The sequence below is a fragment of the Gorillibacterium massiliense genome (genome assembly GCF_000455485.1).
GTDB lineage: Bacteria > Bacillota > Bacilli > Paenibacillales > NBRC-103111 > Gorillibacterium > Gorillibacterium massiliense.
In genome coordinates this window covers 1-21117 of record NZ_CBQR020000093.1, presented here as the reverse complement: position 1 = coordinate 21117, position 21117 = coordinate 1, and the positions used below count along the sequence as shown (strand labels likewise).

The window sequence follows — 21117 nt, the reverse complement described above, 5'->3', positions numbered from 1 at the left end:
TTACGCGCCCTCCATCCTGAGCATCATGGTCATCGGGATCGTATTTACGCCGATGCTGCGCGCCGACGGTTCCATCAATAAATTTTTCGGGGCGATCGGACTCGGCTCGCTGTCCCAAGCATGGCTGACCAATCCGTCCATCGTTATTTTCACCATCGCCTTCGTCGCGATCTGGCAATCTGCAGGCTTCCAGATGTCCATTTATTTGGCCGGCCTGCAGTCGATTCCGAAGGACTATTACGAAGCGGCTACTATCGACGGCGCGGGAGGCTGGAAAAGCTTCCGTTACATTACGGTGCCTCTCTTGCTTCCGGCTATCAACATTAACGTCATGCTGACGCTCATCGGCGGCTTGAAGGTCTTTTCGGAAGTATTCGTGCTTACCGGAGGCGGACCCGGCAATGCGTCCCAGGTCGTCGGCACTATCATCCTCCGTTCCTTTGGCGAAGGCAGTTGGGGGCTCGGTACGGCGATCAACACCTTGCTTTTCATCGCCGTCACCATCATTTCGATTCCACTTCTGCTGTTCATGCGCCGCAAGGAGGTTAGTGAATAATGAGCTTAAAGCAACGCCTGGCTTGGCGCAACTATCTCATTGAAGCCATCATGATCCTGAGTTCTCTCATTATTTTGGTTCCGGTTTTGATCATGATATTCGGCTCTTTTAAAACCAACGTAGAAGTGCTTGACTTTTCCTTGAAGCTACCGAAAACATGGATTTTCGATAACTACAAGACCGTGTTTGAGGAAGGCAACCTGCTCCATGCTTTTTGGAACGGCATCTTGATCACGGGTGTTTCTTGCATTATCAATATCATCACCACGTCCGCCGCTTCCTTCGTGCTTGTGCGCCGGGAATCGCGTCTGTCGAACTTTCTTTACCTGTTCTTCTTCATGGGATTGATCGCTCCCATGTCTACCATCACGACCATTCGTGTTGTGCAATGGCTCGGTTTTTACGGTTCGATCACTAGCGTTATCTTAATCTATGCCTCTTTGAACACTGCATTTAGCGTCTTCCTATACAACGGCTTCATCAAGTCGATTCCGCGAGCCTTGGATGAGGTAGCTTTCCTCGAAGGCGCGGGCATGTTCCGGGTATTCTTCCGGATCATCACGCCGCTCATCCTTCCGGTGAATACGACGGTTCTGATCATGGTGTTCATGTCCGTTTGGAACGACGTCACCATCCCGCTCTACTTCTTGACGAACAGCAATGACTGGACGATGCCGCTTTCCGTCTATAACTTTTACGGGAAGTACAGCCGGGACTGGAACCTCATCTTTGCCGATCTGGTGATGACGTCCCTGCCTGTGTTCATCCTGTATCTGTTTGCGCAAAAATACATCGTCAGCGGCTTGACCGCCGGCGCGGTGAAAGGCTAATCGTTCATATAGTCATAGAAAAAGGAGTTGCCCGTATTGGGCAGCTCCTCTTTGTTATCGTATTTTAAGGTCCGCTAAACGCAGCGCGACCGTCACAACCAATCTTTTTTACGGAAGAAAAACAACATGAATGCGCTCAGCAGCACCATTCCACCCAACAGGTACAGATCGAAATGCTGCGACCGAGTACCGGGCAGCTTGATCAGGTTCATCCCGTAAAAACCGGTGATGAAGGTGAGGGGCATGAAGATGGTCGTCACCGCGGTAAAAATCCGCATGATCTCGTTGGCGCGGTTGGCTACGCTGGATTGATAAGCTTCTCGTAAGTTCGCCATCAAGTCGCGGAAGGTATCGAACGTATCGGATATTTTAACGGTGTTTTCATAAATATCGCCGAAGTATTTTTGCAGTTGGTTGTCGATAAGGCGCAGCTCTTTGCGATTAAGGGAAGCGATGAGTTCTTTTTGCGGGCCGAGGACGCGCTTCAGCCACAAAATTTCACTGCGCAGACCGATGATTTCATTCAGGTGGGATTTCTTCGTCTGGACGAGAATGTCTTCTTCCAGCTTCTCGATGCGGGCTTCGATCCGGTCGCCGACGTGGAAGTAATTGTCCACCACAAGGTCGATAAGATGGTACATGAACCGGTCTGGCGTATCGACTTCTTCTTCCCACAGGAGCGGTTTCAGCTTGCGGATCTCGTTGATTTTTTGACGGGTGACGGTAATGATATAGAACTTCCCGAGGAACATGTTCAGCGCCCGCAGGAAAATCTCTTCGTCATCGAAACGGATGCTGTTCATTACGGTAAAGTAGTGGGTATCGTATACTTCGATTTTCGGCCGTTGTTCTTCTTCGGTTAAACAGTCTTCCACGGCCAGATCATGCAGATGGAACAGCGGCTGGAGAATTTCCAGATCCTCTGTCTCCGCATCGATCCAGTAAAAGCCGGTTTCCGGCGGATTGATACATTCGGATACGTCTTCTATCAGGGTAAAGACTCCGTTGTGCACCAGGCGTGCTTTCATCTGTTTCACTCTCCTTCATGTTACCAGGCAAGGTGAAAACAGCCGATGCCGACCGGCACGTGCAGAAGCATCGGAACCCGAGCGTCACGTCATGTACGGTGCATCAAGCCATTTTCGGTTGTCGGCAAAAATAATGTTCGATCGACTCCTAGGTCGGTCCCCGTCCACGGTGTGCACCCCTTTTTCACACGACTTTGTCGTACCGATTCACGCTTCTTGCAAGATGCATGAAAGCATGGCCGCACAGTGCTAGCACTATGCTGCTTGTCTAGTATAACTGTACGTCGCGCGCTCTTCAAGACATCCTTTTTAGGGTATGCGACGATTTCTTCACAAGTGCGGGCGATTGTCGAAATAGGATCCATTTTTGCGGAATTTGGCAGCGCTTTAAAGATTAGTATGACCAGACCCGATCATTATAAAATTCCTGTTAAAAATATAAATGAATAAATCATCGAGAATAAATTGCACAAATCAATTTTGTCATTTAAAATTAATTTAAACCTAATTTCATGATCGGAGTTGAGTGCCGTGCTGTCCCAAAATTTAAAACATCTGCGTAAAGAAAAAGGATTAAGTCAACAAGAATTAGCAGAAAAAACAGGAGCATCATTAGCTTCCATTAATGGCTGGGAGAGCGGAAGAATTCAAAAGATACGGGAAGGAAGTTTGGAGAAGTTAGCGACTGCGCTATCCACAACTCGGGAAGCGTTACTTACGGAAACCGTTGTAGCGAAGAAGGAAGTGGACGATTTCTCCAAGGAAGTCAGCGCCAGAATCAAGGAAGTCCGCAAGAAGAAAAAGTTGAAGCAAGAAGAAGTGGCGGATAAGCTGGGCATCTCGAAATTCGATTATATCGATATCGAAAATGCATCGGCGGAACCTGGGCTGAGTCAGTTGAAAACCATCGCGGAACTGCTGGAAGTCACGCTGGACGAATTGTTCGGATTGGAAAAAGCGGAACCCATTGAAGAGATAAATGAAGTGCAAGAGGAGAAAGGGCGCCCGGAACGCTGGATTCGGCAACTGTCGGATGCTCCGGAAGAGGTTAAAGAGGCGATGAAGAAAGTATGGAGCGTCGTGCGGAGTATTTCCAGAAATGCCGAGTGAACCATCTCTTGCTCCTTTTATAATAATGTGTATAATGTAACTAAACCTTTAAAATTAAATTATGTTGCGTAAACTCTTATCAAGAGCAGGTTGAGGGACTAGCCCGATGACACCCGGCAACCGGCAACTTTCAGTTCAGTAGACTGAGGGATGCACGGTGCTAATTCTTGCAGGAACGGTTTATTCCGGGCCTGAGAGATGAGAGAGGACACTTAACCTTGTTAATGCTGGCCTTTCTCCATTCGAGAAAGGCTATTTATTATTTATGAAAGAGGAGTGAAAGTGGAATGCCGATTAAAATTCCTGACCATTTGCCGGCAAAAGGAGTTCTGCATGAGGAAAATATTTTTGTCATGGATGAAACGGTGGCTTTCCATCAGGATATCCGGCCTTTGCGCATTGCGATCTTGAATATCATGCCGACGAAGGAGACGACGGAAACCCAGTTGCTCCGGCTGATCGGGAATACTCCTCTGCAAGTGGAAGCGGTGCTGCTGCATCCTCGCACCCATCAATCGAAAAACACGTCTACCGAACATCTGGAAGCCTTTTACCTTACCTTTGACGAGGTCAAGGACGAATCCTTCGACGGCTTGATCATCACCGGCGCTCCCGTGGAAACGCTGGATTTTGAAGACGTTCATTATTGGCAGGAATTAGAGGAAATCATGGAGTGGTCAAAAACCAATGTCACTTCTACTTTTCATATCTGTTGGGCGGCGCAGGCGGGACTTTACCATCATTACGGCATCGCGAAATATCCGCTAGAAAAGAAAATGTTCGGCGTCTTCCCCCACACCCTCAACAAGCGCAACGTGAAGCTGCTTCGCGGGTTTGATGATATCTTTTACGTACCCCAATCCCGCCATACCGAAGTACGGCTCGAGGATGTGGAGCGCGTATCGGAGCTGGAGATTCTGTCCGTATCCGATGAGGCCGGCGTTTACCTCGCCGCGACAAAGGATGGAAGGCAAATTTTCGTCACCGGCCACTCGGAGTATGATCCCCTCAGCTTGAAGTGGAAATATGATCGGGACGTTAACAAAGGCATGGAGATTGACATTCCGAAAAATTACTACCCGAACGATGATCCGACGAAAACGCCGCTGACGTTGTGGCGGGGCCATGCCAACCTGCTATTTTCCAATTGGCTGAACTATTACGTGTACCAGGAAACCCCCTTTGAACTGAAGAAAAAGGTTTCAATAGATACAAAGTAGCCGTTAAGGAGATGATGGAGTGAAGATCGAAAGTCGTTTGGCGCAAATCGGCTCGACCAAAGAACCGGAGACGGGCGCAGTTAGTTTTCCGATTTACCATGCTACTGCCTACCGCCACCCGCAGCTTGGACAAAGCACAGGATTCGACTATACGCGTACGAGAAACCCGACCCGCTCCGTACTGGAGGAAGCCATCGCCCAGTTGGAAAGCGGGGACGCCGGTTTTGCTTTCAGTTCCGGAATGGCGGCGTTACAGACGATTTTCGCTCTGTTTAGCCAAGGGGATCACCTGCTTGTGTCTCTAGATCTTTATGGTGGCACTTATCGGCTGCTGGAGAAAATCATGAGCCGGTTTGGAGTCACCGCAACCTATGTAGACACCAACGACCTGGATGCGCTGGAGGCGAATCGCCGGCCGGAAACGAAGGCGGTACTCATCGAAACGCCGACCAACCCGCTGATGATGATCACCGATTTGGCGAGCATCAGCGCCTGGGCGAAAACCCACGGGCTAACGGTCATTGTCGACAATACGCTGCTCACTCCTTATTTCCAACGCCCGTTGGAATTGGGGGCGGATATCGTTATTCATAGCGCCTCCAAATATTTGGCAGGACATAACGACGTTCTTGCCGGTTTGGTTGTGACGAAAGGTAAAGAGCTGTCGGAACAGATCACATTTTTGCAAAATTCCATCGGCGCAGTCCTGGGTCCTCAAGATTGCTGGCTGTTGATGCGGGGAATGAAGACGCTGGCGATCCGTATGGAAAGGCATCAGGAAAATGCATTGACCATCGCTCGCTGGCTGGAAAGCCATCCGTTGGTGGCTCAAGTTTATTATCCGGGGTTGGAAACCCATCCCTGCTACGATATTCAATGTCGCCAGTCTTCGGGCAATACCGGAATCTTTTCGTTTAAAGTGACGAAGGCTGCTTATGTGGCGCCGATTTTGCGGAATCTGAAGCTGATCTTCTTTGCAGAGAGCTTGGGCGGCACGGAATCGCTCATGACCTATCCGACGGTTCAAACTCACGCGGACATTCCTGAAGAAATCCGCTTGGCAGTGGGCGTCGACGACCGTCTGCTGCGCTTCTCCGTAGGGATTGAGCACGCGGACGATTTGATTGCCGATTTGGAACAAGCCTTGGCAGCGGCGCAAAAAGAGATTGATGGAGGCGTTTTGGTGTGAGTGATTTGTCAAACCGTAAATTTGCCACGAAATTGATTCACTTCGGAGCGGAGGTGGACGCAGCTACGGGGGCATCCAGCGTGCCGATTTACCAGGCTTCCACGTTCCATCATTTCGATCTGGAGAATCCACCCGAATTCGACTACACCCGTTCCGGCAATCCGACACGGCAAGCCCTGGAGGACTACATCGCCAAGCTGGAAGGGGGAACCCGCGGGTTTGCTTTCTCATCAGGCATGGCTGCCATCTCCTCTGCTTTCATGCTGCTTTCCGCCGGCGACCACGTCATCTGTACGGAGGACGTTTACGGGGGAACTTATCGTCTATTGACGACGATTTTAACCCGCATGAATATCGAGACGACCTTTGTGGATATGACGAATCTGGACGCGGTTTATGCCGCCCGCAAGGAGAATACGAAAGCCGTCTTTCTGGAGACGCCCTCCAACCCGACGTTGAAAATAACCGATATCGCGGCGATCACGGCATGGGCGAAGGAACATGATTTGCTTACCATGCTGGACAATACGTTCATGACTCCTTATCACCAGCGACCCATCGAGCTTGGCGTTGATATCGTGCTGCACAGCGCCACGAAATTCCTAGGTGGCCACAGTGACGTACTGGCGGGACTCACGGTTGTAGCCAACGACAGCTTGGGACGCAGAGTCAAGCAACTGCAGAACGGTCTTGGTACCGTACTGGGCATGCAGGATTCCTGGCTGTTGATGCGGGGGATGAAGACGCTGAAAGCGCGGATGGAGCAGTCAGAAGAGAGTGCCCGGAAGCTGGCGGACTGGCTCTCCAGCCGCAGCGACATCGAGCAGGTCTATTATCCGGGACTGCCTAACCATCCGGGACGGGAGATTCATGAGAAGCAATCCCTTGGCTACGGCGCAGTGGTATCTTTCGATACCGGTTCAGGCGAACGGGCCAAAAAGGTGCTCAGCCAAGTGAAGATTCCGCTGGTTGCCGTAAGTCTCGGAGCGGTAGAAAGCATCCTTTCCTACCCGGCTATGATGTCCCATGCCTCCATGCCTCGCGAGGTCCGGCATCAGCGGGGAATCGGCGACGGGCTGCTGCGCTTCTCCGTCGGTCTCGAAGATATCGAAGATCTGATCGAGGATTTGGAACAGGCGTTGCGGTAGCGCATCGCTCAATGGGAGCCTATGGCTCCCTTTTTTCTTAGCGGGAATATTGGATTTTATGAACCTTTTATGGGCTTATCGATGAGGAATAAGCAAAATTGTTGGATAACATACAGAATTTTGGCCGTGGAACCTCCTTTGGTGGATAAAATCCCGCACAAAATCCAATATTTCATGCCAACTGTGGCTGCATGCAGAAAAATCCTGTATCAAATACAGAATTTCGCATCACTACCAGTAGCTCGGAGCATGGTCATAACAATGCCACAGCAACGTAAAAACGGTACAACGAGATGAATGCCATAACTTCCATGTTATAGCGACTGATGTTGCCATTTTCCTGGATGAGCTTCTATACAGCGAACGGCAAGCAGATATGCTATAGTCACCTCTAACGAAACGATAAAAGGGAGCAGCCCACGATGCAGTTTGCGAAACGAATGGACCGCTTCGGCGAAGGCATTTTCACGAAATTACTGGAGATCAAAAGAAGGCGCTTAGAACAGGGAGAGCCGGTTATCGACCTGAGCGTCGGCACGCCCAACACACCGCCTGCAAAGCATATCGTCGAAGCTTTATGCGCTGCCGCTGCGGATGAAAAGAACTATATCTATGCGGTCAGCGACCAGAGAGAATTGCTTGCTGCGGTGAGTCTCTGGTATAAGAACCGGTACGGGGTGGCGCTCGATCCCGAGACGGAAATCTGCTCGCTTTTAGGCTCGCAAGAAGGACTTGCCCATATCTCGCTGGCTATTGTAGACGAGGGAGATACGGTGCTGGTACCCGACCCGTGCTATCCCGTGTTTGCGGATGGCCCGCTCATCGCCGGCGCCGAGCTTTATTACATGCCGCAGAAAAAGGAAAACGGCTATGTGATCCGCCTGCAGGATATTCCCGAGACCGTGGCCCAAAAAGCGCGGTTTATGATCGTGTCCTATCCCAATAATCCAACCACCGCTTTGGCCCCGGACAGATTTTACATGGACCTGATCGCTTTTGCTAAGAAATATGAAATCATCGTTCTTCATGACAACGCGTACAGCGAGCTTGTGTTTGACGGAAAAACGGTAGGCAGCTTCCTGGCTTTTCCGGGTGCAAAGGACGTAGGGGTGGAGTTCAACTCATTGTCCAAAACCTACGGCTTGGCAGGAGCGAGGATAGGCTTTTGCGTCGGTAACGCGGAGGTTGTCGCAAGATTGAAGCGGTTAAAATCCAACATGGATTACGGCATGTTTTTACCGCTGCAAAAGGCGGCGATCGCTGCTATCTCTGGTGACCAGTCGTGCGTGGAGGATACGAGAAAGGCTTACGAAAAGCGCAGGGATATCTTGTGCGACGGATTCCGGGAGATCGGCTGGGACATGGAAAAGCCCGAAGCGACGATGTTCGTTTGGGCTATGATTCCTTCCCATTACGGGAAGTCGGAGGATTTTGCCATGGATTTGGTGATGAAGGCAGGAGTCATTGTCACACCGGGAAGTGCTTTTGGGCCTTCGGGCGAAGGTTATGTCCGGATGGCATTGGTTCAAGATGAAGACGCTCTGAAGCAGGCAGTGGAAGCTGTTCGTCAAAGTGGAATTTTACACCAGTGATCCCTGAAATGAAATGGTTCATCTCTTTGGACGGCGGCAGGTGGAGTATGGTACGATTAAACTACTGACCTACTGAAACTAAAGTCCATCTATCACGGCATGGGCAAGGAGTGAACAAGTTGAAGATAATAGATGATATTCTGGACAAAGCCGTAAACGGAGGCCGCTTGGATACCGAAGATTGCGTCACGCTGTTTGAATCCGACGAAATCGAGAAAATGGGCGCCGCCGCCAACAAGATCATGCTGAAATGGCATCCGGACCCTATTGCTACTTTTGTAATTGGCCGCAATATTAACTATACCAACATCTGCGATGTGTACTGCCGTTTTTGCGCGTTTTACCGCCCGCCGGGCTCAGCGGAAGGCTATGTGCTGCCGGATGAGACGATTTTCCGCAAGATTCAGGAAACGCTGGATGTAGGCGGCTCGGAAGTGCTGATGCAAGGCGGCACCAATCCAGACCTGCCTTTTTCCTATTACACGAATCTGCTGCGGGAAATCAAGAAGAGGTTCCCCGGTATCACGATGCACTCATTTTCTCCGGCTGAGATCTGGAAAATGAAAGAGGTTTCGGACGGTCTTTCCCTGGAGGAAGTGATTCGCCAGATCCACGAAGCTGGACTGGACTCCCTTCCCGGTGGCGGAGCGGAAATTTTGGACGATCGCACCCGGAGGAAAATCAGCCGTAAGAAAGGTTCCTGGGAAGAGTGGATGGAGGTTATGGAAACCGCCCACCGCATCGGTATGAGCACAACGGCGACGATGGTTATCGGCTTCGGCGAAAGCTATGAGGAGAGAGCGCTGCACATGCTGCGGGTTCGCGAGGCGCAGGATCGCACCTTGGCCGCCAAGCATCCGACACCGGGCTTCTTGGCATTTATCCCTTGGACCTTCCAGCCGGATAATACCAACATGAAGGGAATAGTGAAGGCGACGCCGGAGGAATATCTGAAAACTCTCGCCATCAGCCGATTGTTCCTCGATAACATTCCCAACTTCCAAGCTTCTTGGGTAACCATGGGCCCGGAAATCGGTAAAAAGACCCTCAGCTTCGGCTGCAACGATTTCGGCAGCACGATGATCGAGGAAAACGTCGTTTCCGCCGCAGGCGCCACCCATAAGGTGAACATCACCTCGACGCTGCAAATGATCCGCGAGGCCGGCAAAATCCCGGCGCAGCGCAACACCCGCTACGAGATTCTGCGCATGTTCGATGACGTAAATGAGAAGATCGATAACGATTTTGTCATGCAAAACTGAGTGGTGAACAGATTCACGCAGATAAGCAATTTGAGGGGCTCGAGAATTTCTCGAGTCTCTTTTTTGTTGGCAAGAATTCAGTCCGCAGTTGGAAAAGCAAAGGAAATCGTAGAGTTGTCATGTATGCAGCGAGGTTTCTTCCTTTTATAATGAAATGACGGAGTCATGTCCGCTGGGATCGTGGGCATTCTCCTCCGTTTTCAGTCATCATGGAGCTTTATGAATCAGGGGGGATTTCTCTTGGATTTGTTGATCGTGGACGATGAGAGGCGAACGAGGGAATTGCTGCGCGATTTCGTTCCGTGGGATGCCGTCGGGATTGACAGGGTAGTGACAGCGCGCAACGGTTTGCAGGCATTGGAGATCGCGCTGGAACAGAAGCCGGACATCATCCTGTGCGATATCCGCATGCCGAAGCTAAGCGGCATCGAATTCGCCAGCCGTTACCGGGAATCCGACCCCGATTGCCAGTTGATTTTTCTAAGCGGCTTCTCCGATAAGGAATATTTGAAGTCTGCCATTCATCTGAAGGCCTTTTCTTATATTGAAAAACCCGTTAACTTAAATGAAGTCCGTGATGTAGTGGAATCCGCCATCCGGCTGCGCCGGGAAGAACAGAAGCGCCGGGAGGAAGAGCGCATGCTGCAGGAAGGCTTCGACCGCAGTCTGCCCTACTTGAGACAAGAGATGGTCAGGCGGCTCGTGTCAAACCCGGAGTCTCCCCATGTGATTCCTGCCTTGAAGAGCAAGGAGACGTTTTTGCTGCCGATCGAGGGTTCCTTCACGGTGGTGGTTGCAAGCCTTTATTGGAGTCCGGCCGATTTGCCGGAAGACCCTGGAATCACGCAGCAGCGAATCCTGGAAGCCATCTCAAGCCACGAACGTTTTCAAGAGTTGAAAGCGCTTGCGGGATTCGATTCCAGCGATTTTCTGGTTCTCGTCATCTCTGGCGACTTTAGAAGTGCGTACCGCGACGGACGAGCGACGATCGAAGAGATCTATTCCGACCTTCGGAGGATCGCGGGGCCGGTTATCGACCTGCGGATCGGAATCGGCGAACCGGCTTCCTCCTATGTCGGAATCCCGGCATCGTACCGTCTTGCCGCCCAGGCATGTGCTTGCCAGTATTACGAGAACGGAATGAAGCCCGTCTTCTCCGATGCCCTGGGCAATCATGCTCCTGTTGTGACGAATTGGGAAGAAGTTCGGCTCATGCGAGATCATCTGCGCAAAGGTCACGTGGACGATGCAAAACGGATCGTACTGGAATGGACGGCTTACGCGCGGAAGATGAAGGACTTGGACATCCCGCGCTTGAAGGATACGTACTTTCAATTCCTGATCGCCGTCATGGAGACGGTCATTCAGCTTGGTTTAGCTGAAATTTCGGAGGATACGGAAAGGCGGTATATGTGGAAAGAAATCGACCGCATTCCGAGTCTGGACGCACTGGAGGAATACGTTCTGTCGTTTCTGGATGTGATGGCCGAACCGGACGAAGGGGATTCGGGGTCGGGGAACGGCAAAATGAGAGAGATCATCCGCTATATTCATGCTCATTTTCACGAAAAAGGCTTTACGATTCGGGCCATCGCCGACCATGTTCAGCTTAGCGAGACGTATCTGTGTGCTTGTTTCAAGAAGATGACCAAGCAAACGATCAAGGAATATATCATGGATACGCGAATCAACAAAGCGAAGGAACTGCTGAGCGATCCGAAAGTGAAGATTGTTGAAGTATCGATGCAAGTCGGCATATCCGACTCGAATTATTTTACGATCTTTTTCAAACGGAAAGTGGGCTGCACTCCTTCCGAATACAGGGAGAAAATGATGCGATGAGAAAAGCGTTCAAACGGCCGTTCAATCTAAGCATTCGCTACAAGCTGTTCGCGACTTATGTCTTCGTCATCCTGATTCCATTCCTGCTGCTTTTGTTCATCCATATCAGTACGACGCAGCGTGAAAACAAGGAAGCCGCGGTCTATTCCTCCCACAAGATGCTCGATGAGACGAAAGCGTATCTGGAGTACAAATCCGAAGCGATTACAGAAATCTTGAATTTTATCGCCTTCAACGAGTTGGTGCAGAAGGCTGTCGTGGCGGATTCCGCGCCTTATCAGGATATCGACGTCTGGCATATGGGCGCGCTGCAGATGTCCAGGCTGATCAACCAGTTTCGCTATAACGACGATATCGAGACGATTCAAATCTATATGAGCCAGGGATTGGCCGGAGCGACGGAGAATGCGGAGTTTTTGGACATGAAGAAAATCATGACGCAACCCTGGTATATCCGCTGCGCCCAAACCAGCGAGGTGGTTACCTGGCTGCCATCAACCGAGCTGGAAGCGGATGCCGACAGCCGGGAATTGACCGTCCTGCGCAAAATTCCGGATGACCACGACATTCGGCAGTTCAATGGCATTGTTCGTGCCAGGGTGAAATCGACCGCAATGGAGTCCGTGCTCAATCACGCTATTTTGACACCGAACGCGACGGCGTTTTTGTTCAACGATGAAGGAGAGCTTCTTGGCAGTTCCGACAAGTTTGCTTATTCGGATGAACTGGTGAAGGAGGTCAATACTCTATATACTGCATCAGACTCGCAGGATAGTTTCTACAATGATAATTACCCGATCGGCGGCAGCCGGCATTTGCTTGGCGTTCAAGTGATTCCGCATACGGATATGAAAGTTGCACTGGTCGTGCCTTACTCAGACATCCTGCAATCGACCATCAAGGCGCGGAACCGCATCATTTCGATATTCTTGTTCGTCGTTCCGTTCATGCTGCCGTTGTCTTTTTTCGTAGCGGAGTCGGCAACCAAGCGAATCCGCCGCCTGATCGTCCATGTTCGCAAGGTCAAGCATGGCCATTTCCAACTTGCCCCCCTGCCGGTAAACGAGGATGAGATCGGTGAATTGACCCACAATTTCAACATGATGGTCCAAAATATCTCGAAACTGATTGAGGAAAAGTCATCCCTCGGCCGCGAGGTCAAGAACAAGGAGATGAAGGCGCTGCAAGCGCAGATTAATCCTCATTTCCTATACAATACGCTGGATTTGATCAACGTTATGGCGATCGAGTCGGATGCCCAGGACATTAAACGGGTTGTAGACGAGTTGGCCACCTTCTACAAGCTCAGCTTGTCGAGCGGTAAGGAATACGTTACGCTGGAAAGCGAACTCAAGCATATTGAGGCGTATGTTCGCATTCAAAACATGAGATTCGAGGAAAATGTTCGGCTGGAATTCCAGGTGCCGAGAGATCTCTATGATTGCCGCATGCCCAAGATTTTGCTCCAGCCGTTGGTGGAAAATGCCATCTTACACGGGATCATGGAGAAGGAGAGCGAAGAAGGCGAGATTCGCGTGGCCGCCTGGACGGACAACGGGGATCTTTTGATCGAGATCGCGGATGATGGGGTAGGCATGGACGCGGATACGTTGAGCGCCATTCTTCGGCCTGCTGAAAAAGGCGAACGCGGCAGCTACGGCGTTCGTAATATCGAGGAGCGGCTGCAGCTTTCCTACGGCTTGCAATACGGATTGAAATATTACAGTTCTCCAGGAATGGGGACACGTGTCGTCTTGCGTCTGCCCGAACGCAGAGAGGACTAGCAGAAGAAGGTGGATGAACCGGATGAGACTGACGACACAGAGAAAAAGAAATCTACAAGGCGCTCTGTTACTGGCGTTTCTTGCTCTATTCGCCTTTGGATTGTCCGCATGCACATCGACCGGGAAGGATGCAAAGGTGGATCTCCCCGGCCATGAGAAGGAAGTGAAGATCGTCGGCTATTTGATTGGGGAAGCTCCTAAGGGCATGCCCCAGGTGATGGAGGCGATTAACGCGAAGCTGAAAAAGGACATCAATGCGACGATGGAGATCAACTACATCGGATGGGACGACGTCTCGTACAAGTATCCGCTTGTGATGGCGAGCGGTCAGGATGTCGACTTCGTTTTCGCGGCGGATTGGAACTTCTATGCATCGGAAGCGGTAAAAGGGACATTCTACCCCCTTAGCCGGGAGCTTCTTGAAAAATATATGCCGCGGCACATGACAGCAATGGCGCCGGAAGCCCTTGATGCCGCTGAAGTAAACGGTACGCCGTACATGATTCCGACTTCATCGCCGGATAACAAGACAAACGTCGCCTTGTTTCGCAAAGACGTGATGGACAAGGCGGGGATGAAGGGGATCACGAAGTTTTCGGAAATCGAGCCCTACTTGGCGGAAATCAAGAAAAGCTATCCCGGCATGATTCCGCTGAACCTTGATTCCCAGTATGACCTGCCCGTTCCGTACAGCTATCTGTTGTCCGAAAAATTTGCCTGGTTTAGCGCGCCCTTCGATTCGGGCGATCCCCTTGCCCAAGGGATAACGGCGGACTTGGAGGATCCCAAGGGCACCATTTACAGCATGATGGAAGAGCCGATACTCGGTTGGCAGAAGGAAGCAGCGCGAACCATGAAAGATTGGTACGACAAAGGCTATGTCAATAAGAATCCGTATGCGAACAGCGTTCGCTCGAAGGATAACTTTTGCAGCGGCAAATCGGGAATCGCCTTCGGCAATTCCATCGACTTAATTGATGTTTTCCAGTCGTGCCAGGAGCAGGGGATTGACATTTATCCGTTCCCGATGCTGTATCCTTCAGGCAAGGTGGCGAGAGCGGGTTCTTTGAATAACGGCGTGGCTATCGCGGCTTCATCCAAAAATCCGGAACGCGCCTTGGAAGCTCTTGACCTGCTCATGGAGGAGCCTTCCTATGTGAATCTGGCCTATTACGGAGTAGAGGGGATTAACTATACACTGGATTCGGACGGGCGTATCGTACTTCCAAAAGGGTCAACCTCCGAGGCCGATGCATATCCTCCCGACGCGGCGGGCTTCTGGTTCGTCAATAAGCAGCAGTTCAAGCCCGTTGCGAATTGGACGGATTCCTACAGAAACTTGCAGGAGCGAATCAAATCGCTTACAGAAAAGGTGCCGTATCTGGACTTCTTATTTAAATCCGATAAGGTGAAGACGGAAGTCGCGAATCTGAAAAGCGTATCGACCCAGTACGCGCAACCGATCTACATCGGCGCAGCGGAAGATGTCGATGCCGCCTTCGATACCTTGTCCGCCCGATTAAAGCAGGCCGGCATCGATAAAGTGAAAGCGGAAGTCGAGAAGCAAGGAGCTGCTTATCTGGCAAGCAAGCAAACTCCTTGACGACGTAATGGTGCTCTCCCAAGGAAAGCCTTTGGGAGGGCTTTTTTGCGTTTAAAGGCAAATAAATGGCGGTAGTTGCGATTATCTAAGATAATCGTAGGTTTGCCCTGTGGGATGCGTTACCTCCATTCGATACGATAGAACCATAAAGAAAGAGATCTTACTTGGAGAGATTAACGGAGGTTGTCGCATGAAGGATATTCGCAAAAATTGGTTGCTTTACGCTATGTTTCTACCGGTCGCCGTGTATTTTATTGTATTCGCTTACATTCCCATGACAGGCATTGTGATGTCATTCGAATCCTATACCCGCCGGGGAGGCATGTTCTTCAGCGAGTGGGTAGGTTTTGATAACTTCCATTACTTTTTCGCTTCGGGGAAGGCTTGGCTCGTAACTCGCAATACGATGGTCTATAATCTCATGTTCCTTGGCTGCTATACGTTTTTTTCCATCGTGGCCGCCGTGTTCCTATCCGAGATTCGCAACAAGTGGTTCAAGAAGGTAAGCCAGACGCTGATGTTCCTCCCTTACTTTATCTCTTGGGTTACGGTCTCGGCGTTTGTTTATAACTTTCTGAATTATGAGTACGGAATCGTGAACAAAATCCTGCGTTTCTTCGATTTGCAAGCCATCGATATTTACTCCAACACGCATTACTGGTACTTCCTGCTTCCCTTCCTGTACGTGTGGAAGTGGGTCGGCTATGGAAGCATTCTTTATCTGGCTGCGATCGTCGGCATCGATCAGGAGATTTACGAGGCTGCGACGATCGACGGAGCGAGCCGCTTCCAGCGCATCACGCGCATCACTCTCCCTCTGTTAAAGCCAACCATGGTCATTCTGATTTTGCTCGGGCTCGGACGAATCATGAGAGGCGAATTCGATATGTTTTACCAGCTCATCGGTAACAACGGCTTGCTAATGGACGCAACGGATATTATCGACACTCTGGCTTTCCGCTCCTTGATGGGTTCCGCCGACTTCGGCATGGCTTCATCCGTCGGAGTGTACCAATCCGTTCTGACGCTGATTATCATCTTGACGGCCAACTGGCTCGTCCGCAAGTACGACAAAGATCAAGCATTGTTCTAATCAGCCGCTTCGATCCCACAAACATTTGAAAGCAGGTGTTCCTTTTGAGCAGTCAAGCCTCTGGCGGCAAGCTGAATTCTGCCCCTTTGTTCACGGCCCTCTCTTACGCCATCGTTACGATTATCGCCCTAGTCTGCTTGATCCCCTTTATCGTCCTTCTCGCCGGAGCTTTCTCTTCGGAAAGTGCGGTCCTTAAAGACGGCTATTGGTTTTGGCCCCACGACTTCTCGATTGAAGCGTTCAAGTTCATTTTCCAATATCCCGGCGACGTGCTCTCCGCCTATCGGGTATCGATCCTCGTTACCGTCATTGGCACGTCCATATCCTTATTCATCTCGACGATGGCGGCATATGTGCTTGGCAGGAAGGAATTGGTGCATCGCAACAAGCTGTCCTTTTTCCTTTTCTTCACCACGCTGTTCAACGGCGGTTTAGCGCCTTATTACATCTGGCTTAGCCGCAATCTTCATCTGACCAACACTTATTCGGTGCTTATTCTTGGCCCAATGTTCAACGTCATGTACATCCTGATCCTCCGCAGCTTCATCAAGAGTTCCGTTCCCGAGCCGCTCATTGAATCGGCGCGAATTGACGGAGCCGGCGAGCTGAGAATTTTTCTGCAGATGATCATTCCTTTAAGCAAGCCCGCCCTTGCATCCATTGGGGTATTTACTGCATTGACCTACTGGAACGACTGGTGGACCGCGATGATGTTCACGACAAAAGATTCTTTGATTCCTCTTCAGTATTTGCTCTATAAAATGCTTTCTTCTATCAATCTGTCAGCCGCTATGTCTCAGCACGTAGCGAACCTTAACGCTCCGAAGGAGACATTCAAGCTGGCGATGACGGTCATCGCGACGGGACCGATTTTGCTCATCTTCCCGTTTGTCCAAAAGTATTTCGTTACCGGTGTCACCATAGGCGCCGTGAAAGGCTGATATAAGTTCCGTTGTCGTCCGGAATTTATATAGATCATTTCATTTGTTTGGCCACATTAAAGGAGGGATTAGAGTGAAAAGCAAGAAAATGAGTTCCTGGATCATGTTGAGCTTGTCCGTCGTTCTGGCGTTCACGCTCACCGCTTGCAACAGCAGTAAAAACAACAACGCAAGCGAATCTGCAAAGAGTTCTTCGAAGCCAACGGCTTCCGCAGCCGCTTCGACAGACACGAGCACAGCTTCCCCGACAACCGGGGCCGACCATTCCAAAGAAGTGAAGCTCGTCGGCTATCTGCTCGGCGAAGCTCCAAAGGGCATGCCGGAGGTTATGGCCAGTCTTAACGAAAAGTTGAAGAAAGACATTAACGCAACCCTTGAGATCAACTACATCGGGTGGGGCGACATCGCTTCGAAGTATCCGCTCATTCTCGCAGCAGGAGAAAATGTGGATTTTATCTTCACGGCAGATTGGAACTTCTACGTTCAGGAAGCGAACAAGGGGTCCTTTATGGAACTGACGTCCGACATGTTCCAAAAGAATATGCCGAAGTATTATGCGAAGCAAGACCCTGCCGCCTATAAGGCAGCATTGGTGAATGGCAAGCAATTCATGATTCCGACGACGACTCCGGACCGCAAAGTGAACGTTATCGTACTCCGGAAAGACATAATGGAAAAGGCCGGATTGACGAATCCGACGAAAATGTCCGAGCTTGAGCCTTATTTTGCCGAAATTAAAAAGGACTATCCGAACATGATTCCGCTCAACTTGGATTCCCAATATGATCTGCCCACGCCTTTCGGCGATCTGGTGTCCGAGAAATTCGCCTATCAAGGGGCGCCGTTTGACTCCGGAGATCCGTCCAGCGTCGGCAACTATACCGACAATGAGGATCCGACGGGTAAGGTTTTGAGCATGACCGACGAGCCGGTTCAAAGCGCTTATAAATATGCTGCCGGGATCATGAAGAAATGGTACGAGGCAGGATATGTCAACAAGAATCCCTACGCCAATAAAGTGCGTTCGAAAGATAACTTCCCCGAAGGAAAATCGGGCGTTGCATTCGGCAACTCCATCGATATTCAGGCTACCCTGGCTGCTTGCAAGGAAAAAGGGATAGACACGTACATCATGCCGGTGCTCTCTCCGACAGGTCACGCGCCGAGCAATAGTTGGCTGAACAATGGCGTCGCCATCGCCGCTAGCTCCAAAAATCCAGACCGCGCGATGGAAGCCCTCGATCTGATTATGCAAGATGAATCCTATGTCATGAATGCTTATTATGGTATTGAAGGCAAGAACTATGTCATTACCTCCGATGGCAAGCTGGGTCTGCCGGACGGTCTGAAGGCAGCAGACAACACTTATCCTCCCGATGCAGCTGGCTTCTGGTTCGTCAACAAAGATTTCTTCAAACCAAGCGTCGACTGGACGGATTCCTACATCGATTTGAATAACAAGGTAAAAAGTTATTTAGCTCCGATTCCCTATCTTGGCTTCTCCTTCAATTCGGACAACGTGAAGACGGAGATTGCGAACCTAAAGAATGTCTCCACGCAATATTTCCTGCCCTTCACGGTAGGAGCGATTAAAGACGTCGATTCGTCCTTTGATCAGCTTGTCTCCAAGATGAAAGCAGCAGGTGTGGATAAAGTGAAAACTGAACTGGAAGCCCAAGCTTCTGCATTCCTCGCCTCCAAAAAGTAATCCCTGAATCTGGCGAGCCTCCTCTCTGTACTTGGCTGTATATCCTCTTACCCATGACCATATACTTTACAGTGATGAAACTGTTGGTCAGTCCGGTGAGGGGAAGTGGAAGAGTGGACAATTTCACCATCGCCATCACGCATGCTTCGGCCGAACATGCCGAAATGCTCCTGGATATGCTGAATGTGCAAACGGCACCTTTGCACTTGAACATTTTATGGCAGCTTGATCCCCATCCACACCAGGCGATTTGCTGTATGAACGGGGGGGACAGCAAGTGGACAGCGGCGGACCGGAAGCGTCTGTTTCGCGAAACAAGCCGCGGGCTCGCCCGGTACATCGTCGACGTGGAAGAGGAGAACTTGTTGCGCGGATTGTTCGCTAAGGAATTCGCGTATACAGGGGAAGACGAGGTCAATCGTCTGTTGGGTTTTTGCCGGCAAATGGCCGAGGAACTGGAGCCGCAGCGGAAAAAGCAGGTACCCCCCGAGCGGATCCGTCTGATTGCCCAGGAAGTGGAAACGTGCCTGAAGGATTTCGGCGGACTAAATCTCGAGGGGCTGCTGGTGTTCAGGCTCAAGGAATATAAGGAGCTGCTGAGAGAAACGGCCGATTACGCACTGGACGAGTACTTGATGGATAAGCAGTATCAGGAGTTCATTTCGCTGCTCAAGTATTTCGTCTTTATTCAACAGGCGAAGGTCCCGTCGGTTCACGTCCTGCATATGGGCGGAAGCGAATTTGTGCTTCTGGATGAGGCATTCAAACCCATCGAGCCAAGCGGAGCAGACAGTATTACGGTGGAAACGCTGGAAAAAGAGCTGAATTTCGAGGATCTTATCGTCAGCACTCTCATTTCCGTCGCACCGGCAAAAATCCATATCCACACGGAGCAGCCGGACATCCCCGTAATCAAAACCATATTCCAAATCTTCGAGGAACGGGCGGAGTTATGCCGCTGTTCTATGGGGGGCGCTTTTCCTTATAAAGCAAGCCCGCGTAAGCACACTCCGGGTTGACTTTCACCCGGAGTGTTTTATAATGTAGGAAAGTTAAATCAAGCGAACGGCCTTAACCAAAGCCATGAATCCCCGCGCAGTCGGTCCAGAGAGAGGAGAAACGGTGCAATCTCCTTCCGGTAACGGCGGTCGGATTTACCCCTTTGCTAGCCGCGGGTGATGAACCCGGCACCGCCTCTCATTGCAGAGGATTGCCGCAAGTAAGATCCGCCGAATTATCCTCGTTAACGGATGCTCAAGGATCGGTATGCACATATTGCTATATGCGGCCGATCGAATGAGGGTGGAACCACGAGCTTAAACGCACTCGTCCCTTCAGGATGAGATGCGTTTTTATTTTGCCCATAAATTGAAATCGAAGGAAACAGGAGGAACCTTGCATGTCGATCATTAAAGCAACTTTGCCGGACGGAGCCGTCCGGGAATACGCCGCCGGCGTAACGATTGAAAGCATTGCCGAGTCCATCAGCTCAGGTCTGAAAAAGAACGCCGTAGCCGGTAAAATTAGCGGAAAGCCGGTGGACCTCTCCACTCCTCTGTATGAGGATGCCGCTGTAGAAATCATCACTTTGGACAGCGACGACGGACTGGAAATCATGCGCCACAGCTCGGCCCACTTGATGGCTCAGGCGATCAAACGGATTTACGGTCAAAAAGCGGTCAAGCTGGGCATCGGTCCGGTTATCGAAGACGGCTTCTATTATGACATCGATTTGGAAAAGCCAATTTCCTCGGAAGATCTTGCCGCCATCGAGAAGGAGATGGAGAAGATCGTTCAGGAAAACCTCCCCATCGTCCGCCGGGAAGTTAGCCGGGAAGAGGCGCTGCGGATTTTTACGGCGATGGAAGACCCGTTAAAGCTGGAGCTGATCAATGATCTGCCGGAGGATTCCGTGATCACCATCTATGATCAGGGTGAATTTTTCGACCTGTGCCGCGGTCCCCACTTGCCCTCCACTGGCCGCATCAAAGCTTTCAAGCTGCTTAACGTTGCCGGCGCTTACTGGCGGGGCGATTCCAAGAACAAGATGCTGCAGCGGATTTACGGAACGGCCTTCGCGAAGAAAGCCCAACTGGACGAACATCTGCACTTCTTGGAAGAAGCGAAGAAACGGGATCACCGCAAACTGGGCAAAGAACTGAAAATTTTCACCTTCTCCCGGGAAATTGGGCAAGGCCTTCCTCTTTGGCT

General features: G+C 50.7%; 17 protein-coding genes and 1 riboswitch. Of the genes, 16 read left to right on the top strand and 1 reads right to left on the bottom strand.

What is annotated here, in order from left to right:
• On the top strand, nucleotides 1–556 hold a 556-nt coding region (locus tag TJ79_RS10970), incomplete at its 5' end, for a carbohydrate ABC transporter permease (RefSeq protein WP_040950357.1).
• The gene (locus TJ79_RS10965) at nucleotides 556–1386 is read left to right on the top strand and encodes a carbohydrate ABC transporter permease (protein ID WP_040950353.1); all 831 of its coding nucleotides are present in this window, start codon (nucleotides 556–558) and stop codon (nucleotides 1384–1386) included. The genes TJ79_RS10970 and TJ79_RS10965, both read left to right, overlap by 1 nt.
• Nucleotides 1387–1478: 92 nt before the next feature.
• Here the strand turns inward: TJ79_RS10965 and corA are convergent, their stop codons facing one another.
• Entirely contained in the window at nucleotides 1479–2414 is a 936-nt protein-coding gene (corA, locus tag TJ79_RS10960) for a magnesium/cobalt transporter CorA (RefSeq protein WP_040950352.1), read from the bottom strand.
• Between the two features lie 531 nt (nucleotides 2415–2945).
• Between corA and TJ79_RS25945 the strand changes: the two genes are divergently transcribed.
• The 14 genes from TJ79_RS25945 to TJ79_RS10890 form a co-directional block, all read left to right on the top strand.
• Nucleotides 2946–3524: a helix-turn-helix transcriptional regulator gene (locus TJ79_RS25945; protein ID WP_052339491.1), complete on the top strand. Its 579-nt coding sequence runs from the start codon at nucleotides 2946–2948 to the stop codon at nucleotides 3522–3524.
• 73 nt (nucleotides 3525–3597) lie between these two features.
• A riboswitch (SAM riboswitch) is annotated at nucleotides 3598–3729 on the top strand.
• Nucleotides 3730–3811: 82 nt separating this feature from the next.
• Entirely contained in the window at nucleotides 3812–4744 is a 933-nt protein-coding gene (gene metA, locus TJ79_RS10950) for a homoserine O-acetyltransferase MetA (protein ID WP_040950351.1), read from the top strand.
• A 19-nt stretch (nucleotides 4745–4763) separates the two neighbouring features.
• Nucleotides 4764–5933 carry an aminotransferase class I/II-fold pyridoxal phosphate-dependent enzyme gene (locus TJ79_RS10945; protein ID WP_040950350.1) on the top strand — a complete coding sequence of 390 codons (1170 nt, stop codon included), beginning with the start codon at nucleotides 4764–4766 and terminating at the stop codon, nucleotides 5931–5933.
• Nucleotides 5930–7081, top strand: coding sequence for a trans-sulfuration enzyme family protein (locus TJ79_RS10940; RefSeq protein ID WP_040950349.1), 1152 nt, complete (start codon nucleotides 5930–5932; stop codon nucleotides 7079–7081). Before TJ79_RS10945 ends, TJ79_RS10940 begins: the two co-directional genes overlap by 4 nt.
• Before the next feature lie 422 nt (nucleotides 7082–7503).
• Nucleotides 7504–8673, top strand: coding sequence for an aminotransferase class I/II-fold pyridoxal phosphate-dependent enzyme (locus TJ79_RS10935; RefSeq protein ID WP_040950348.1), 1170 nt, complete (start codon nucleotides 7504–7506; stop codon nucleotides 8671–8673).
• Between the two features lie 119 nt (nucleotides 8674–8792).
• Nucleotides 8793–9935: a cyclic dehypoxanthinyl futalosine synthase gene (mqnC, locus tag TJ79_RS10930; RefSeq protein WP_040950347.1), complete on the top strand. Its 1143-nt coding sequence runs from the start codon at nucleotides 8793–8795 to the stop codon at nucleotides 9933–9935.
• Nucleotides 9936–10175: 240 nt separating this feature from the next.
• Nucleotides 10176–11777, top strand: coding sequence for a response regulator (locus tag TJ79_RS10925; protein ID WP_040950346.1), 1602 nt, complete (start codon nucleotides 10176–10178; stop codon nucleotides 11775–11777).
• Nucleotides 11774–13561, top strand: a complete 1788-nt coding sequence (locus tag TJ79_RS10920; RefSeq protein ID WP_040950345.1) for a cache domain-containing sensor histidine kinase — start codon at nucleotides 11774–11776, stop codon at nucleotides 13559–13561. The genes TJ79_RS10925 and TJ79_RS10920 overlap by 4 nt, the downstream gene beginning before the upstream one ends.
• A gap of 22 nt (nucleotides 13562–13583) precedes the next feature.
• Nucleotides 13584–15164 (top strand): extracellular solute-binding protein, encoded by a 1581-nt coding sequence (locus TJ79_RS10915; RefSeq protein ID WP_040950344.1) that lies wholly within the window; start codon nucleotides 13584–13586, stop codon nucleotides 15162–15164.
• A 190-nt stretch (nucleotides 15165–15354) separates the two neighbouring features.
• A complete protein-coding gene (locus TJ79_RS10910) occupies nucleotides 15355–16257 on the top strand; it encodes an ABC transporter permease (RefSeq protein ID WP_040950343.1) in 903 nt (300 codons plus the stop codon).
• A gap of 44 nt (nucleotides 16258–16301) precedes the next feature.
• Entirely contained in the window at nucleotides 16302–17198 is an 897-nt protein-coding gene (locus tag TJ79_RS10905) for a carbohydrate ABC transporter permease (RefSeq protein ID WP_052339490.1), read from the top strand.
• Nucleotides 17199–17271: 73 nt separating this feature from the next.
• Nucleotides 17272–18906, top strand: a complete 1635-nt coding sequence (locus TJ79_RS10900; protein WP_040950342.1) for an extracellular solute-binding protein — start codon at nucleotides 17272–17274, stop codon at nucleotides 18904–18906.
• A gap of 74 nt (nucleotides 18907–18980) precedes the next feature.
• Nucleotides 18981–19925 carry a putative sporulation protein YtxC gene (gene ytxC / locus TJ79_RS10895; protein WP_238322953.1) on the top strand — a complete coding sequence of 315 codons (945 nt, stop codon included), beginning with the start codon at nucleotides 18981–18983 and terminating at the stop codon, nucleotides 19923–19925.
• 380 nt (nucleotides 19926–20305) lie between these two features.
• Nucleotides 20306–21117: TGS domain-containing protein (locus TJ79_RS10890; RefSeq protein WP_040950341.1), on the top strand; the 812-nt coding region annotated here is incomplete at its 3' end.

What these genes read in the sequence shown, in the direction of transcription:
- TJ79_RS10965 (WP_040950353.1), top strand. Translation starts at nt 556, where the DNA reads ATGAGCTTAAAGCAACGCCTGGCTTGGCGCAACTATCTCATTGAAGCC.
- corA (WP_040950352.1), bottom strand. Translation starts at nt 2,414, where the DNA reads ATGAAAGCACGCCTGGTGCACAACGGAGTCTTTACCCTGATAGAAGAC.
- metA (WP_040950351.1), top strand. Translation starts at nt 3,812, where the DNA reads ATGCCGATTAAAATTCCTGACCATTTGCCGGCAAAAGGAGTTCTGCAT.
- TJ79_RS10935 (WP_040950348.1), top strand. Translation starts at nt 7,504, where the DNA reads ATGCAGTTTGCGAAACGAATGGACCGCTTCGGCGAAGGCATTTTCACG.
- TJ79_RS10920 (WP_040950345.1), top strand. Translation starts at nt 11,774, where the DNA reads ATGAGAAAAGCGTTCAAACGGCCGTTCAATCTAAGCATTCGCTACAAG.
- TJ79_RS10915 (WP_040950344.1), top strand. Translation starts at nt 13,584, where the DNA reads ATGAGACTGACGACACAGAGAAAAAGAAATCTACAAGGCGCTCTGTTA.
- TJ79_RS10910 (WP_040950343.1), top strand. Translation starts at nt 15,355, where the DNA reads ATGAAGGATATTCGCAAAAATTGGTTGCTTTACGCTATGTTTCTACCG.
- ytxC (WP_238322953.1), top strand. Translation starts at nt 18,981, where the DNA reads ATGAAACTGTTGGTCAGTCCGGTGAGGGGAAGTGGAAGAGTGGACAAT.